Annotated in this window: 11 protein-coding genes; 9 read left to right on the top strand and 2 right to left on the bottom strand. The window is 52.5% G+C overall.

All coding sequences use genetic code 11. The features are described 5' to 3' along the window. Positions 1–55: 55 nt before the first annotated feature. Together AAFJ72_RS16105 and AAFJ72_RS16100 are read left to right on the top strand one after the other, a co-directional pair. A complete protein-coding gene (locus AAFJ72_RS16105; RefSeq protein ID WP_432774719.1) occupies positions 56–1,672 on the top strand; it encodes an ATP-binding protein in 1,617 nt (538 codons plus the stop codon). Positions 1,673–1,677: 5 nt separating this feature from the next. Beyond that, positions 1,678–2,388 (top strand): response regulator, encoded by a 711-nt coding sequence (locus AAFJ72_RS16100; protein WP_122905394.1) that lies wholly within the window; start codon positions 1,678–1,680, stop codon positions 2,386–2,388. 22 nt (positions 2,389–2,410) lie between these two features. On the opposite strand, the gene AAFJ72_RS16095 is transcribed toward AAFJ72_RS16100, so the two are convergent. Further along, on the bottom strand, positions 2,411–3,904 hold the full coding sequence (locus AAFJ72_RS16095) for a sensor domain-containing diguanylate cyclase (RefSeq protein WP_211338247.1): 1,494 nt from the start codon (positions 3,902–3,904) through the stop codon (positions 2,411–2,413). A 112-nt stretch (positions 3,905–4,016) separates the two neighbouring features. Further along, the gene (trmB, locus tag AAFJ72_RS16090) at positions 4,017–4,661 is read right to left on the bottom strand and encodes a tRNA (guanosine(46)-N7)-methyltransferase TrmB (RefSeq protein ID WP_122905272.1); all 645 of its coding nucleotides are present in this window, start codon (positions 4,659–4,661) and stop codon (positions 4,017–4,019) included. A gap of 454 nt (positions 4,662–5,115) precedes the next feature. On the opposite strand from trmB, the gene AAFJ72_RS16085 reads away from it, so the two are divergent. The 7 genes from AAFJ72_RS16085 to AAFJ72_RS16055 all read left to right on the top strand — a co-directional run bounded on the left by AAFJ72_RS16085 (position 5,116) and on the right by AAFJ72_RS16055 (position 15,158). Then, positions 5,116–5,616 carry a C40 family peptidase gene (locus tag AAFJ72_RS16085; RefSeq protein WP_432774717.1) on the top strand — a complete coding sequence of 167 codons (501 nt, stop codon included), beginning with the start codon at positions 5,116–5,118 and terminating at the stop codon, positions 5,614–5,616. A gap of 357 nt (positions 5,617–5,973) precedes the next feature. Beyond that, the gene (locus AAFJ72_RS16080; protein ID WP_122905274.1) at positions 5,974–7,425 is read left to right on the top strand and encodes a polysaccharide deacetylase family protein; all 1,452 of its coding nucleotides are present in this window, start codon (positions 5,974–5,976) and stop codon (positions 7,423–7,425) included. A 114-nt stretch (positions 7,426–7,539) separates the two neighbouring features. After that, positions 7,540–8,997 carry a polysaccharide deacetylase family protein gene (locus tag AAFJ72_RS16075; protein ID WP_122905395.1) on the top strand — a complete coding sequence of 486 codons (1,458 nt, stop codon included), beginning with the start codon at positions 7,540–7,542 and terminating at the stop codon, positions 8,995–8,997. Positions 8,998–9,023: 26 nt separating this feature from the next. Next, positions 9,024–10,337, top strand: coding sequence for a nucleotide sugar dehydrogenase (locus AAFJ72_RS16070; protein WP_122905275.1), 1,314 nt, complete (start codon positions 9,024–9,026; stop codon positions 10,335–10,337). A gap of 27 nt (positions 10,338–10,364) precedes the next feature. Then, positions 10,365–12,233: a glycosyltransferase family 2 protein gene (locus tag AAFJ72_RS16065; protein ID WP_432777208.1), complete on the top strand. Its 1,869-nt coding sequence runs from the start codon at positions 10,365–10,367 to the stop codon at positions 12,231–12,233. Between the two features lie 63 nt (positions 12,234–12,296). Continuing rightward, entirely contained in the window at positions 12,297–14,057 is a 1,761-nt protein-coding gene (locus AAFJ72_RS16060) for a polysaccharide deacetylase (protein WP_432774714.1), read from the top strand. 33 nt (positions 14,058–14,090) lie between these two features. Further along, on the top strand, positions 14,091–15,158 hold the full coding sequence (locus tag AAFJ72_RS16055) for a glycosyl hydrolase family 18 protein (protein ID WP_432777207.1): 1,068 nt from the start codon (positions 14,091–14,093) through the stop codon (positions 15,156–15,158). The last annotated feature ends 50 nt before the right edge of the window (positions 15,159–15,208 follow it).

The raw sequence follows: 15,208 nt of genomic DNA, 5'->3' as shown, positions 1-15,208 counted from the left end.
TCTTTTTTTCTGTCAGACGATCATTAGGTTACAATGGAGACGAGGGGGGAGGGACGTGCGCTTTCACAGCAAGCTGATGCTTATCATCTGTTCGCTCCTGTTTGGCGTCATCGTGATTCTCGGCACGACGTTCGAGCACATGCTGGGCGAGGCGTTGGAAAAGGAAATCGGCACGCGGGCACTGCACACGGCGAAAACGGTGGCGGAGATGAAGGAAATCAAGCAGGCGTTTTACACGGACGACCCGGCGAAGATCATCAATCCGATTGCGGAAAAAATTCGCGTGAGTACAAACGCCGCTTTTATTACCGTAGGCAATTTGCAGGGCATTCGCTATTCTCACCCCGATCCGGACGAAATCGGGAAGCCGATGGTGGGCGGCGATAACGAGGCGGTGTTCGCGGGAAACTCGATCATCTCCGAGACAGTCGGCTCGCTCGGACCGGGATTGCGGGGAAAAACGCCGATTTATAATGACGCAGGGCAAGTGATGGGAGTCGTGTCTGTCGGCTTCCTGTTGGAAGATATTGACAAGAGGATCGAAGCGTACCGCGACCGGATTGTCGTGGTGGGGATCGTTACGCTGCTGTTGGGCGTCGCCTGCACGATGCTGCTTGCGCGTAATGTCAAAAAAGCGATTTTCGGCCTGGAGCCTGCCCGAATCGGTCGGCTGTACCAGGAAAACCAGGCGGTGCTGGAATCGATTCGCGAAGGAATCGTCGCTGTCAATGAGACAGGCGTGATTACGCTTGCCAACCAGACAGCGCAGCGCATGCTCGGGCAGGAGGGCGGAAGCGGCAGCTTGCTCGTACGGCAGGACGAGCTGGTGCGCTCGCTTGGGCTGGATGAAGTGATCGAAACGGGGCAGGCGGAGTTTGACCGCGAGACAGTGGTGAACGACCAGGTGCTGATCGTCAACCGCGTGCCGATCAAGGACGCAAAAAGCCAGGTGACAGGAGCCGTCGCCAGCTTTCGCCATCGCTCGGAGCTGTTTGCCGTGACGCAGGAGCTGTCCCGCGTAAAAGAATATGCGGAGGCCCTCCGCTCCCAGACGCACGAGTATTCCAACAAGCTGCACCTGATCTCCGGGCTGATTCAACTGGAGTCGTACCAGGAAGCGATCCAGTTCATCTCCTCCGAGCTGGACGCCCACGTCAGTCATACGAAGTTCATTTTGCAGGAGGTGCCTGATCCGCTGCTCGCCGGACTTTTGCTCGGCAAGCTGAACCAGGCCAACGAACGCAAAATCGAGCTGAAAATCGACCCGGACAGCAACTTCCGCGACATTCCCGCGGCGATTGACCGGGCGCAACTGATTGTCATTTTGGGCAATTTGCTCGATAATGCGATGGACGCCGTTTTGTCGCCGGGGGCGTTTGCGCAGGAGGTTACGATTTTTTTGCTGAATATGGAAGAAGTGCTGCTGATCGAGGTGGAAGACCGCGGGCCAGGCATCTCGCGCGAAAACGCCGAACGGATATTCGAGCGGGGATTTTCGACCAAGGCAAAGCCGAATCACGGCTACGGCCTGCATCTGGTGCAACAGGCAGTCGCGAAGCTGCACGGCAATATTACGCATACAGGCAATCCGTCGGGCGGAACGATTTTTACCGTGACGCTTCCGAAAAGAAGCTCGCACGTCGCAGATATGAAGGAGGGAGAGCAGCATTGAAAAGCATGGCGGGGAACAACATACGGGTACTGATTGTCGAGGACGACCTCAGAATCGCCGAGGTGAACCGACGATTTGTGGAAAAAGTGGAGGGCTACGAGGTTGTAGGCATTGCCACCAATGGGCAGGAGGCGCGGGACCAGTTGGAGCTGCTGCAGCCGGACCTGGTGCTTTTGGACATTTATTTTCCGGATATGGACGGGCTTGATTTTTTGTCGGTGATAAAGGAAGAGTTTCCCGCGTGCGACTGCATCATGCTGACAGCGGCCAAGGAGGTCGATACCGTCGTGGAAGCGATCCGCTACGGGGTGTTTGATTTCATCACCAAGCCGCTGATTTTCGCCCGCTTGCAGCAGACGCTGCAAAACTACCAGGAGTTCCGGCAAAAGGTGCGGGAGTGGAAACAGGATCGGGAGCAGATCAGCCAGGCGCAGATTGACGAGTTGATTGCGAGAACGGGCACGAAGAAGCCGACCGAGGCGAGAGTCGTCAAAGGCATTGACCAGATTACGCTGGACAAAATCGCGGGCTTTCTTTTGCAGACGCAGGAGGCGACTACCGAGCTGGTCAGCAAAGAAACCGGCATCAGCCGTTCGACGGCCCGACGGTATCTGGAGTATCTGGTCGCCATAGGCGAGGCGGTTGCAGACCTTTCATATGGCGTGGTCGGGCGGCCGGAACGTGTGTACAGACGGGTGAGTCAGCCAAAAGAATAAGCCAGACACACACTGGCTGTCTTTAGTGAACCAGAGGCAGGGAGCTTCCGGCGCTGTCGCTGTTGTCGGAGAGCTGCTTTTTCCTGCTGGTTTTTTCTTTGTACATGGCAGCGTCCGCCGCTTCAATCATATCCTCGATCGTCACATCCATGCCGGAGCAAAAATAAAACATTCCGTGGCTTGCCGTGATCGGGTACGGCTTTTCCTTTTTGGCGTTGATTGCGGAAAGCTCTTGCCAGATGGCAGTCCAGACGGCCTCCGCCGCTTCGGTGGACTTGTGGAAAAACAGCACGATAAATTCATCCCCGCCATAGCGGAACAAGATGTCTTTTGGCCCGATCTTTGCCGCGACGACGTTACAGACAGTCGTGATTAAGGCGTCTCCTTCCCGATGGCCGTACTGATCGTTGACCTGCTTGAGATTGTTAATATCAATAAAACAGAGCGTACACTCCACCCAGTTGTTTCGGGACTCGGCGAACATTTGCGCGAGCGCCTCCATTCCGCTTCTTCTGTTTCGCTGTCCCGTCAAAAGGTCGATGGAGGCGTGCTTGGCCAGCTCTCCTTCGACTTTTTTCAACTCCGTAATATCCGTGACGCCGGACAGGATGCAGCGGACGTGGTTGATTTCTACCGTTTCGTAGTTGACCATGGCCCAGCGGGTGAAGCCGGGCGCGGTCATTTGCTGCAGCACGTGGTTTTTCAGGCAGCCTGTCTTTTGCAGTTGCTCAGTCACGGCGGCGCGATCCTCAGCGTCGCGAAAGACGTAGCGGGTGTCATACTGCGGGCCGCCTTCCGCCGCAAGCGGCCATTCTTTTTGGGCGCGTTCGTTCGCAAGCAAAATCCGCCCGTCGTCCAGCCGCGACAAGATGAGCGGATACGGGTTGATGTCGAACAGCTTGCGCAAATTTTCGTTTGCTTCCTTCTGCTTGCATTGATGAAGGAAGTCTTTCTTTTTATAGGAGTAAAACGTGAGCAGGATAAAAAACGAGATGCACACGGTCAGGGTCGTATTGACCTGCTTGGAATGCAGCGTGAAATCATTTTCGGTGACAAGCGTCAGGAAATAAAGAAACAACGCGTGACAAGGAATGATGATGGACGCGAAGTGTTGGGGGCGAAGCGGGAAAATGGCCGCGACTCCGATGAGAATAATGACGTAGGAGTCGATATTGCCCGTGAGCCGATGGCTGTTCAGGGAAGACAGGGCACCGCCGCCGATATAACAAGCGATGTACACAAGGACGAGAAATGTCGGCCAAATGGAGCGCATGAACGTGTCCTGCTGGCGAACTCTTTTGTAAATCAACAGGAAGACGATGGAGAGAAGAAAGCCGGCAGTGTGGATACCCGTCAACGTATAGCAAAAGAGCGGATCGCCGACGTCTTTGAGCAAGACCAGATCGACGTACAGAAAAAAAGGATAGCACATGAGCAGAAACAGCGAGGTCATGCGCAACCGGGTGAATAACAGGTTGGTGTTCCATTCATGAAAGGCTTCATCGTAGCTATTCATCTGTTGATCTCAATCCTTTGCGAAAGGGTCGAAAAAACTCCACGTAAGCACGAACGAATCCGCAAGCGTGTTCACGTGGAGGCATGTGCCTTGTCCAAAAGGCCTTGTTCTTCTATTTGATGATGCAGCTTGCCTCTACCCGATAGATCCGTTGGCCGCGGGAAGAGAAGCGCTCTTCGTACTCCGTCATGACGTTTTCCTCTGCGAGCTTGGACTGATGCAGGTCAAACGTGATGTTGCGCATTTGGAAGCGCTCGGCCGCAAACTGGTTGAGGGAAAACTCAAAGAGCTTTTCGTTGTCTGTCTTCATATGAATTTCCCCGTCCTCGGCAAGCACCTGACGATAGCTTTTCAGGAAGCTGGGATGGGTGAGGCGGCGCTTGGCGTGGCGAGTCTTTGGCCACGGATCGCTGAAGTTCAGATAGATGCGGGCAATCTCGTGATCGGCAAACAGCTCCGTCAGCTTGGAAGCGTCAAACTGGACAAAGGCCAGATTGGGAATCGGCTTGTACTCTGTCCGCTGCAGGGCGCGCAGCACAACCTCTGCTTTCAGTTCGACAGCAATGAAATTAATTTCAGGGTGGCGCTGTGCCAGTGTATTAATGAAACGTCCCTTTCCACAGCCGATCTCCACGTGGATCGGATTGTCATTTCCGAAGCGTTCCTTCCAGCTTCCTTTATAGGAAAGGGGATTGTCTACAAACGTCGGATATTCTCGCAGGGCCGCTTCGGCACCTGGAATGTTACGCAGTCGCATATGTGCCTCCTTCAAAACGAACTCTTTTCTACTTTACGCTGACTCCCTGCATGTTGCAAGCATAGAGAAGCGAGAGAAGAGAGAATCCAGTATCTTCCCCCGAAAAATGCACGGGAAAAGGAACTTTTTGCAAAAGGGAGTAGGTCATAAGTCGCATGTGATGCGGGGAAAGGGCATATCGCACTGGATATAATTGGTCGCGGCGAGAGGAACTTCTTGGAAAGAAAATAAACTGAAAATTTGCGGAATGCCCATTATATCAGGCTTGAGCGCGTCAAGCGGTAATCCTATCCATTTGCGGTTGAGGTTTTTGGCAAGTTTTTGGTAATTTCTCTGGACAGAAGCTTTGGTAAAGTAGAGAACAAGTGAGAGGTCAGCCAAACTTTGCATAAAGTAAGCTTCTACCGAAATGATTTCGTAGAAGCAGTTTCTGTCAAAAGGGAGGATGAACAACATGAAACTGCGAAAAAACCTCATCGGAATTGTAATGGGCTTGACATTGGGCGTAACGGCAATCGCCCTGCCTATGCCAGGCGAGCAACATGTGGCGCATGCGGCCTGGTCGCAAGCAAAAGCGGACAAGGTCATTGCCACCGGGAAAAAATATTTGGGTACCCCCTATAAATTCGGTGCAAGCAAAAATACGACAGCTGTTTTTGACTGCTCTTCTTTCACCCAGCGCGTTTTTCGTGTGGCCGTAGGCAAAAACCTGCCGCGAACGTCGCGCGATCAGGCGAAAAAAGGAACGGTTGTGTCCAAAGCCAACCTGAAAAAAGGCGATCTGGTCTTTTTCAAGGCGAGCACCACGACCACATCCAAACGGATTACCCATGTGGCCATTTACGCTGGCAACAACAAACTACTACATACCTACGGAAAGCCGGGTGTGACCTTTACGGGATTTAAAGGCACGTCCTGGGAGAAGCGTTTTGTGTCAGCGCGTCGTGTCCTGTAGCGGTGTTTTCCTTCTCTACTTATTCATACGTCTCACAGCGAAGTTCGTTGCGGGACGCAGGCAAGCAAATCTTGTCAAAAGGCAAAGCAGGCGAAAGGAAGGGCGGTCCAGTCGGATCGTCCTTTTTGCAGGTGACTTTTGGAATGCGCGGCAGCCGGAGTCGGTTTTAATAATGATGAGGCTCTTATGGAAAAATAGGACTTTTCCATTAAAATCGGGTCATGTAAAATGTTGAAAGGCAATGTATGGGAAAAAGGACACATATTAACAGAGGTTTGCGAATGGATCGGATGGGTATTTTTGCCTATACAAAGCTATATGCCAAATGCTTTTGCAGACAAGGAGAAAGAAAACCTGATGACAACTACACGAATTGGACACAAGCAACGGTGGATTCCATGGGGCGCACTTCTGGTCGCAAGCTCATTGCTTGTCGGATGTCAGATTTGGGGAGGCAGTCAGGAGACGGTCGGGAAAACTTCGAATCAGGATGCCGCTCAAACCATCCCCCACTATACAGGGGAAAAAAGCAAAGTGATTCCGTTCGTTTACACGGGGCGAAAAGAGCTGTCCCTGACCTTTAACGGGATGGGAGATGTCGTCACGATGAAGCGTCTTCTCGATGAACTGGACAAGTACCAGATCAAGGCGACCTTTTTTCTCCCAGGGATGAGAGTGGCGGAAGAGCCAGACATTGCTTTGGAGATTCTCAACAGAGGTCACGAAATTGAAAACAACACGTTGAGTCAACTGGATGTGACCAAGCTTGGCTACGAGCAAATCTACAAGGAAATTCAGCTTGGCAACGAGGTGATCCAAAAGCAGACAGGTGTCACACCACGCTATGTTCGCACAAAATCGGGCGATGTTACGGATGAAGTGCGTTTGGCTGCCGCTGCGCTCGGAATGAAGGGAGTTGTCAGCTATAACATTAATCCGAAAGATCGCGACATGAAAGATGCGAAGACGATTGGAGAGTATGTGGCAAGGTTCATGACCAGAGGCGGCATTATCTCCATGAATACCGACATCAATCCCGAAGTCGTCAACTCCATCGCTTACATCGCCCAAGCCGCAAAGGATATCGGGTACAAGCTCGTTCCCCTTGGGCAGCTTGTGGCAAATGGCGGAGAGAGAAAGCCGCTGGAACAAATACCGGGCTATGATGCGGCCAAAATCAATCCCGATACCAAAAATGCCGCCTATCGCTTCATCAATCGGCTGGAGACAAACGAACCGAAAATTGCCCTTACGTTCGACGATTGGGGAACGGACAAGACCGTTACGAAAGTGCTCGATATTTTGGAACAGCACGATGTAGTCGCGACCTTTTTCCTGCGGGCAAAAGGGGTGGAGGCCAATCCCAATCTGGCGCGAGCCATGGTGGAAGGTGGACATGACGTGGCGAACCACAGCTATAGCCACCAGGTTATCACGAAGCTGACCCCCGAAGAGCTGCAACAAGACCTGGTCAAAGCGCACCGCGTGATTACCGAAGCGATTCAGCAACAGCCTGTCATGCTGTTTCGTCCCCCGACTGGCGTGATAAACGAGGAGGCGGCAAAAGTCATCGCAGCAGCCGGATACAGGGACATCGCCATGTACGATGTGACGACGCTGGACTGGGACAGTAGGAATAGCGCTGAAGATATTGTGAACGGCGTCATGGAGCAGACGAGGAATGGAAGCATCATCCTGCTGCATATTCTGGATGACATACATACGGTCGAGGCTTTGCCGACGGTGATTGAACGCTTGAAGGCAAAAGGCTACACCTTTGTCAAAATGGCAGATTTGATTCCCGACTGAACAAATACTTTTTCTCCATTTGCCAATAGTCACCCGCTGCTAAAACGATTAGAATGAATGATGACAGACTAGGTATAAGTTCCTATGAGAGACTGGGAGAAAAGGAGTATGCAAATGCAGGCGAGTGCAGTCGATAAAGGAATCCATTTCTGGTTTGCCGTGGTATCGATGATGATCGGGGTTGTTTTGTTGACTGGTTGTGTTCCTGATTCCAGCAAACAACAAAAAGTCGGGTACTTTTCGCAAAAATCCAACGTTGCCTCAGACATCATTCGCTCCACGACAGACAAGAGCAAAGCCATTCCGTTCGTGTACACAACCAGACGGGAACTGTCCCTCACCTTCAATGGAATGGCAGATAGCGAGACGATGAAGAAGCTTTTGGATGAACTGGACAAGCATCATCTAAAGGCTACTTTCTTTTTGCCCGGCATGCGTGTCGCGGAAGAGCCGGATCTGGCAAAGGAAATCGCCGCACGCGGCCATGAGATCGAGAACAATACGTTGAACCAGCTCGATTTGACCACACTTTCCTACGAGCAAATCAGCTCGGAAATCAAGCTGAGCCGGGATGTCATTGAAAAAGCGACAGGCAAAAGCGTGCGCTACGTCAGAACGAAAACAGGCACGTACTCGGACGACGTCCTTTTCGCGGCAGCCCAGTCGGGGCAGGAAGCGGTCGTATCGTCCAGCCTGTTTTTGCACAACTGGGAAAATGAGACCGAAGCGCAAAAAATGCGGTACGTCCGCAAATACATCAACCGTGGCGGCATCATTGCGCTGGATACGCAAGAAAACAAACAGTTAAATGAGAATGTTTCTCTGCTTGCCCGAGCAGCCAGTGACGTCGGATACCGATTCGTCACGTTGCAGGAATTGATCGCAGGCGGGCAGGAGAGAAAGCCGCTGCCGCAAATTGCGGGCTTCGACGCAGCGAAAATCGCCCCGGATGATCGCCACGCTTCCTATAAATACGTCATGCGGGCCGAGACAGGAAAAAACCAGATTGCCTTGTCCTTCGACGACTGGGGAACGGACTATACGGTAACAAAAATTTTGGACGTCCTGGACAAGTACAAGGTGAAAGCCTCTTTCTTTTTGCGGGCAGACGGCGTGGAGAAAAACCCGAACCTCGCCAGGGCGATTGCCGAAGCCGGACACGACGTAGGGAACCATACGTATTCCCACCCTGTGGTAACGAAGATTACGAAGGCGCAATTGCAGGAAGAGATCGTGAAAGCTCATCAGATCATTACAGAGGCTATCCAGCAAAAGCCAGTGATGTACTTCCGGCCGCCTACCGGGGTTTTTGATGAAAACACGTTGAAAACGATCAGTGCGACAGGCTACCACACGATTGCGAACTTTGACGTCGATCCTTCCGATTATATTCGCACGCGGACGGCCGAGGAAATTGTCAATGCTACACTGGAGCAAGCCCGCAGCGGAAGCGTCATTTTACTGCACATGCTGGATGATACCCATACGGTGGAAGCATTGCCGATCATCATTGAAAAGCTGCGAAGCAAAGGCTACAGCTTTGTGAAAATGACAGAAATGTTCGGTCCATAATCGACAAATGGAGAGGAAGAGACACCATGAATCTTTTTGAAGCGATTGTAAACAGGGAGGAAAAAATCGCCGTCGTCGGACTGGGGTATGTAGGTTTGCCTGTTGCGGCTGCCCTGGCGAAAAAAGCTTCCGTGATCGGTTTTGATGTCAATGCGCAAAAGGTGAAGAACTACCAGCAGGGGATTTTTCCCGACGAGTTTATCGGGGAAGCATGTCAAGAAGCCAGTGAGATCGACTTTACAGCGGATGAGACGAGACTGCGGGAAGCGCGGTTTTTCATCGTTGCGGTTCCCACGCCGATCAAAAGCGGCAACGTGCCGGATTTGCAATATGTACGGGCGGCTACCCGGACTGTGGCAAGACAGATGCCAAAAGGCTCTGTGGTCGTCTTTGAATCGACGGTCTACCCAGGCGTGACCGAAGAAATATGCATTCCGCTGCTGGAGAGCGAGTCCGGGATGCAGTGCGGCACGGATTTCAAGGTGGGCTATTCGCCTGAGCGCATCAACCCGGGGGATGATGTGCATCGCTTTGAAACGATCGTTAAAATCGTCTCCGGCATCGACGAGGAAACGTTGGACACGGTCGCGCGCGTCTACGGGCTGGCGGTAGAAGCGGGCGTTTATCGGGCGGAAAGCATCAAGGTGGCGGAAGCGGCAAAAGTGATCGAAAACGCGCAGCGCGACATCAACATCGCGTTCATGAACGAGCTGGCCATGCTGTTTCACAAAATGGGCATCGACACGAAGGCAGTGCTGCAGGCAGCCGGCACGAAGTGGAACTTCCTCAAGTTCACGCCTGGCCTCGTCGGTGGGCATTGCATCGGCATCGATCCTTATTATTTGACGTACAAGGCCGAGGACAGCGGGTATCGCTCAAAAATTATTTTGGCTGGCCGCCATATCAACGACGGGATGGGCAAGTACATTGCGGAGCAGATCGTCAAGTCCGTCGTCAGGCTAAAGCTGGACACAAGCAGCGTCCGCATCGGCATCATGGGCCTGGCGTACAAGGAAAACTGCTCGGACATTCGCAATACAAAAGTGATGGACGTCATCAGCGAGTTGCAAGAGTACGGGATGACCACGCTCATCGTCGATCCATTGGTCGATCCGGAGCAGGCGTACAAGGAGTATCGGATCGAGCTTTCCGAACCGGAAGCACTCAAAGATTTGGACGTGGTGGTCGTCGCGGTTCCGCACGCAGCCTTTGCCGCGCTTGGCGTGGAAGATTTTGCGGCCATGTTTGGCAGCGGCCAGACGAAAATGATGGTTGACATCAAAGGAATCTACAACAAGGTCGATTTTGAGAACAGAGGGTACCACTACTGGAGCTTGTAAGAGAAGGTGGGGGCAACCGTGTTTTTTATAAAGAGAAAAAAGAAGCAGGAACAGGAGCAGGAGGAAGTACTGACGGTTTCCCGATCAGATCGGCGGCTTTTGAAACACGTACCTGATCCGGAGCATGTTCGTACACAGGTGGATCGCCGCGGCCAGGCCGCAGATGCGGTCTATACAGACAGTGCCTATTTGGACAATATGCGGATGTTGAGCTTGCGGTACATGGCCAATTTTGAAGTCATGGTCTATGCCCGCAAGAACCAGAAAAAGACTGCGGTCAAGGGACGGGCTGTGGATATTTCCACCACCGGCTTGCTTGTCGAGTTCGGCCCGGCAGCGGCACAGCGGCTGTTTGTAGGGAAAAAAGTGGTGATTCATTGCGACATTCCGCCGGGGACGATGCCGGAAGGGTTTGAATCGAAAGTAAGGTTGGAGGCGCGTGCAGTCAGGAGCTTTACGCGGGAAGAGGACGGACAGGAGAAGTTCATGCTGGCGTTTGAGTTTGCCAGGCCGCTTACGCAGTACCTGCAAAAGAAAAGATGGGGGTACGCGGTTTACACGTCGAGCGCCATGCTGCTCGTTTCGACACTGTTCATCATGCTCATGCGGACCGAGAGCATCATCTACTTCAAGTACAACATCCTGTTGTACTTGTACAGCCTGATCGCGGCTGCCTTTTTGCTCACCCGCTATTTGTTCGGGGCGCTTTATCGGGATGTACCGATCAACCCGGACTACACGCCGGGCGTGTCGATTATTATTCCATGCTTCAACGAGGAGAAATGGATTCACCGGACGATCCTGAGCTGCGTGAATCAAAACTACCCGATTGACAAGCTGGAAGTCATCGTCGTGGATGACCGCTCCACAGACAGATCGGCTGAGCAGATCGAGAAGGTCATCCAGATGATCCACAACGAAGCCGAGCGCTTCAAGACGAAAGAGCGGGTACGCATGCATGTGCTTCCCGAAAACGGCGGAAAGCGTGTCGCGCTGGTGAAGGGCGTGGAGATGGCCAAGCATGACCTCGTCGTATTTGTCGACTCCGACAGCTTCCTGGAACCGGATGCGATCCGCCATCTGGTGCAGCCATTTCAGGACCCGAAAATGGGGGGCGTCGCCGGGCGCACCGACGTGGAAAACAAGTATACAAACTCGATTACGAAGCTGCAAACAGTTCGTTACTATATTGCCTTTCGGATCATGAAAGCGGCAGAAGCGTGGTTTGACAGTGTGACCTGCCTGTCGGGACCGCTGTCTTGCTACCGCAAGGATTTGGTGTTGAAGCATGCCGAAGCCTGGCTCAACCAGAAATTTCTCGGGCAGCCGGCGACGTTTGGCGATGATCGGAGCATGACCAACTTCATTTTGCAAACACATCGGACCTCCTATCAGGACTCGGCCATTTGCTCGACGATTGTGCCGTCGAAAATGAGTGTGTTTTTGAAGCAGCAGATGCGTTGGAAGCGTTCGTGGCTGCGGGAATCGCTGAGAGCGAGTACATTCATCTGGAAAAAAGAGCCGTTTATGGCATTGTTTTTTTACATTGGATTGATCGTGCCCATCGCGGCGCCCGTCATTGTCTTGTACAACCTGTGCTATGTTCCGCTGGTGCACCATGTGTTTCCAGGGACATTTTTGATGGGACTGCTGCTGATGGCGATGCTGATGAGTCTGGCGCACCTGCTGTATCGCAGGAGCAAGCTGTGGGTATTCGGATTTATTTTTTGTCTGTTCTACGAATTTGTCCTGCTCTGGCAGATGCCTGTCGCCTGGGTGACGTTTTGGAAATCGACCTGGGGGACGCGCGAGACGCCGCAAGACGTGGAGGAAAGACTGAAAAAAGAAGCGCGCAAGCAAAAGAAAAATAAAAAAGGCTTTACGTTGCCTTTTTGACGGTTCAGGCGGAACAGATTTGCCAACTCTGGCCAATTTCGTGAGGAAGGGTGGTGAATGAGGATGAAAGCGAAACAAAATCCCGTCCTGGATTATCGCAAAAAGGATCGCAAAAAAAAGATTCGGACCGTCTGGCAGTTCGTGATTTTGCTGTTCGTAGGAATCTTGGTGTATCAAGGCGCATTCGATACACAGCAATACGAGCAACCGGACCGCTCACAATGGCACAACGAAAAAGGCTTCATCGCCTTGTCTTACTTTGGGGTAGGGCGCAGCGGCACGCCCAAGCTGATTGACAAGGAGCTTCTGGATGAGCATCTGCAAGCACTGCGCATGCAAGGATACGTCACGATCTCGCAGCAGGACATCCTCGACTTTTACCAAAAAAAGCGGCCGTTGCCGGAAAAAGCGTTGTTTTTGGCCTTTGAGGATGGACGAAACGATTCGCATTTGTTCGCCCAGCCGCTACTGGAAAAGTACAATTACAAAGCAACCGCGTTGACGTACGCCAACAAAATGGGCAACAGCGACAACAAGTTTTTGCAGCCGAAAGACTTGCTGGGCATGCAGAAAAATGGCTTTTGGGAGTTGGGGTCGAACGGCTACCGTTTGACGTACATCAACATTTTTGATCGGGATGGTCAGTTTATCGGGATCAAGGATGAAAACGAGCTTTCCGTCAAAACCAATATCGAGTATTACAATCATTATTTGATGGACTTTCTGCGCGACAGCAACATGATCCCGGTAGAAGACCGCACGCAGATGGAAGCGCGGATCACGCAAGACTACCGGCTGATGAAAGACATTTACACGGAGCAACTCGGCTTTGTTCCCCAGGTGTACATGATTATGCACGCCAACACGCTCTATCAGGGGATGAACCGGCTCGTCTCCGATGTGAATGACGCCAATATCCGGCAACTTTTTGCGATGCATTTCAACAGGGAAGGGAATGCCTACAATACGAGCGAGGACAATCTGTACAACCTGACCCGCGTACAGGCTGCTCCTTACTGGTATACGAACCATCTGCTGATGAAAATCCAGAAGGATACCAAGCAAAAGGTCAAATTCGTGCTGGGCGACGAGCAGCATGCGGCAAAATGGGAGCGCATGGGCGGTGCGGAGGAATTCCGGGAGAACAGCATCGTGCTGACATCCCCGCCCGGTGGAAGCGGCATGCTGTATTTGCGCGACAGCGAGCAGTATCCGGATTTGCGTGTCATCACCAAGCTGGAAGGCAATGTCGTCGGCAGACAGGCCATCTACTTGCGCTACGATCGCCAAAAAGATTCCTTCATTCGCTTGCTTTTGGAAAACAATGAGGTAAAGTTGGAAGAGAAGCAGGCTGGAGGGAAGCTGGTAGAGCTGGCGAAGGTCCCTTTGAGTGAGATCCAATGGAAGCCGGAAGATCTGGCCTACGACAAGGCGACGGTGTACAACAAAGCGCAGACAGAGCAAGGAGCGCCAAAAGAAGACCCTGGCTATCCCATCAATATTCAGCATACACGACAACTGGAGATTACGCTCAGCAAAAAGCATTTGACGGTATCCGTGGACAAAAAAGTCGTGATCGACAGTCAGGAGACGACGCTCGACAGCGGCGGATTGGCTCTGGAATCCAGGTATAGCGAACAAAACAAAAAAGATGACATTTACGATGCCGTGTTCACGGACATGAGCGTGGTTGCGCTGGCCGATGGCACATCAAGTACGGAAACGGTCCTTTTCAGAAGCGAATATTCTGGCTGGGAAAAAGTGGTTTACACCAGCAAAAAAGCCGTCTCTGCTGTCATTGACTGGGTTATCGAAACGTTCTAATCAGCGAGAAAAGGGGAACCAAATCAAGTGACGATGAAGACGCCGTTTAACAAACAAGTGTTAATCCTTGCTGTTTGCTTCATGGTGTTTGCGGCGCTCTGCACTGGCTGCGCAACAAACGGAAGCGATGAAGAAATGTGGAAGAGAGTGGAAGCGGCCGAGCAACCTCTGGAAAAGACCGCCTGGGTAGCCGATTGGCAATGGCGGGATGGCTCCGAAGACTTGCAAGGGATGACGAATGGCTTGACCCGTGTGCAAATGTTTGCGGCTTACTTTGATGAAGCAGACAACTTGCTGTTTACGGACATGTTTAAAAAGGGACTGCCAAAGGTCAAGGAAATCGCGCAAAAAAGCAGCCTTGTCCACGTCGATTTGACGATTGTGAACGACCTGAAGCGCCCGGATGGCACTGACGTGCAGAAGGACCCTTCCATCGTCACGCGACTGATGGCTACCCCGCAAAGCAGAGCCAAGCATATCGCGCAAATCATGGAGGCGGTCGACACCTATCAGTTCGACGGTGTGGAGATCGACTATGAGCGAGTCGAAGAAAAAGACTGGAGCAACATGCAGCTTTTCATCCAGGAGCTGTATGAAAAGCTCCAGAAGAAGGAGAAGACGCTGCGGATCGTGCTCGAACCGCGAACGCCGCTTGAAAAGCTTGCCCTGCCAAAAGGTCCGGTCTATGTCATGATGGCCTACAACCTGTACGGGACGACGAGCGGGCCGGGACCAAAGGCGGATCGGCAGTTTATCAAGGAGCTGGCAACCGCCATGCAGGCAGTGCCAGGGGAAAAGGTCATTGCCATCGCGGCTGGCGGGTTTGACTGGGCGGAATCCGGCGAGGTGACTGCTGTAACAGAAAAGGAAGCGCTGGAGCTGGCGAAATCAAGCGCGGAGCCGCCCGAACGGGATGAGGCGAGCGGCAGCCTCCATTTTTCGTACGTGGATGAACACAACCGAAAGCACACTGTCTGGTACGCCGACGGGACGACGCTTGCGAACTGGGCGAAAGTCATCGAGGACGAAGGGTACCGCAAGCTGGCCCTGTGGCGTCTCGGCGGCTTGAGCCCGGAAAGCGTGCGCTTCATGGATCGGTAACGAATAGCTTTTTGCAAAAGAAAATCCCCCTGCCTTTGCGGACAGCTTGT

This window comes from Brevibacillus gelatini (assembly GCF_050920745.1).
GTDB lineage: Bacteria > Bacillota > Bacilli > Brevibacillales > Brevibacillaceae > Brevibacillus > Brevibacillus gelatini.
The sequence above is the reverse complement of the archived record's forward strand: the minus strand, read 5'-3'. Positions and strand labels throughout refer to the sequence as shown.

Bases quoted from the DNA above. Each gene is read 5' to 3' on its own strand.
- AAFJ72_RS16070 (WP_122905275.1), top strand. From the start codon at position 9,024: ATGAATCTTTTTGAAGCGATTGTAAACAGGGAGGAAAAAATCGCCGTC.
- AAFJ72_RS16085 (WP_432774717.1), top strand. From the start codon at position 5,116: ATGAAACTGCGAAAAAACCTCATCGGAATTGTAATGGGCTTGACATTG.
- AAFJ72_RS16075 (WP_122905395.1), top strand. From the start codon at position 7,540: ATGCAGGCGAGTGCAGTCGATAAAGGAATCCATTTCTGGTTTGCCGTG.
- AAFJ72_RS16095 (WP_211338247.1), bottom strand. From the start codon at position 3,904: ATGAATAGCTACGATGAAGCCTTTCATGAATGGAACACCAACCTGTTA.
- AAFJ72_RS16055 (WP_432777207.1), top strand. From the start codon at position 14,091: ATGAAGACGCCGTTTAACAAACAAGTGTTAATCCTTGCTGTTTGCTTC.
- AAFJ72_RS16060 (WP_432774714.1), top strand. From the start codon at position 12,297: ATGAAAGCGAAACAAAATCCCGTCCTGGATTATCGCAAAAAGGATCGC.
- trmB (WP_122905272.1), bottom strand. From the start codon at position 4,661: ATGCGACTGCGTAACATTCCAGGTGCCGAAGCGGCCCTGCGAGAATAT.
- AAFJ72_RS16080 (WP_122905274.1), top strand. From the start codon at position 5,974: ATGACAACTACACGAATTGGACACAAGCAACGGTGGATTCCATGGGGC.
- AAFJ72_RS16100 (WP_122905394.1), top strand. From the start codon at position 1,678: ATGGCGGGGAACAACATACGGGTACTGATTGTCGAGGACGACCTCAGA.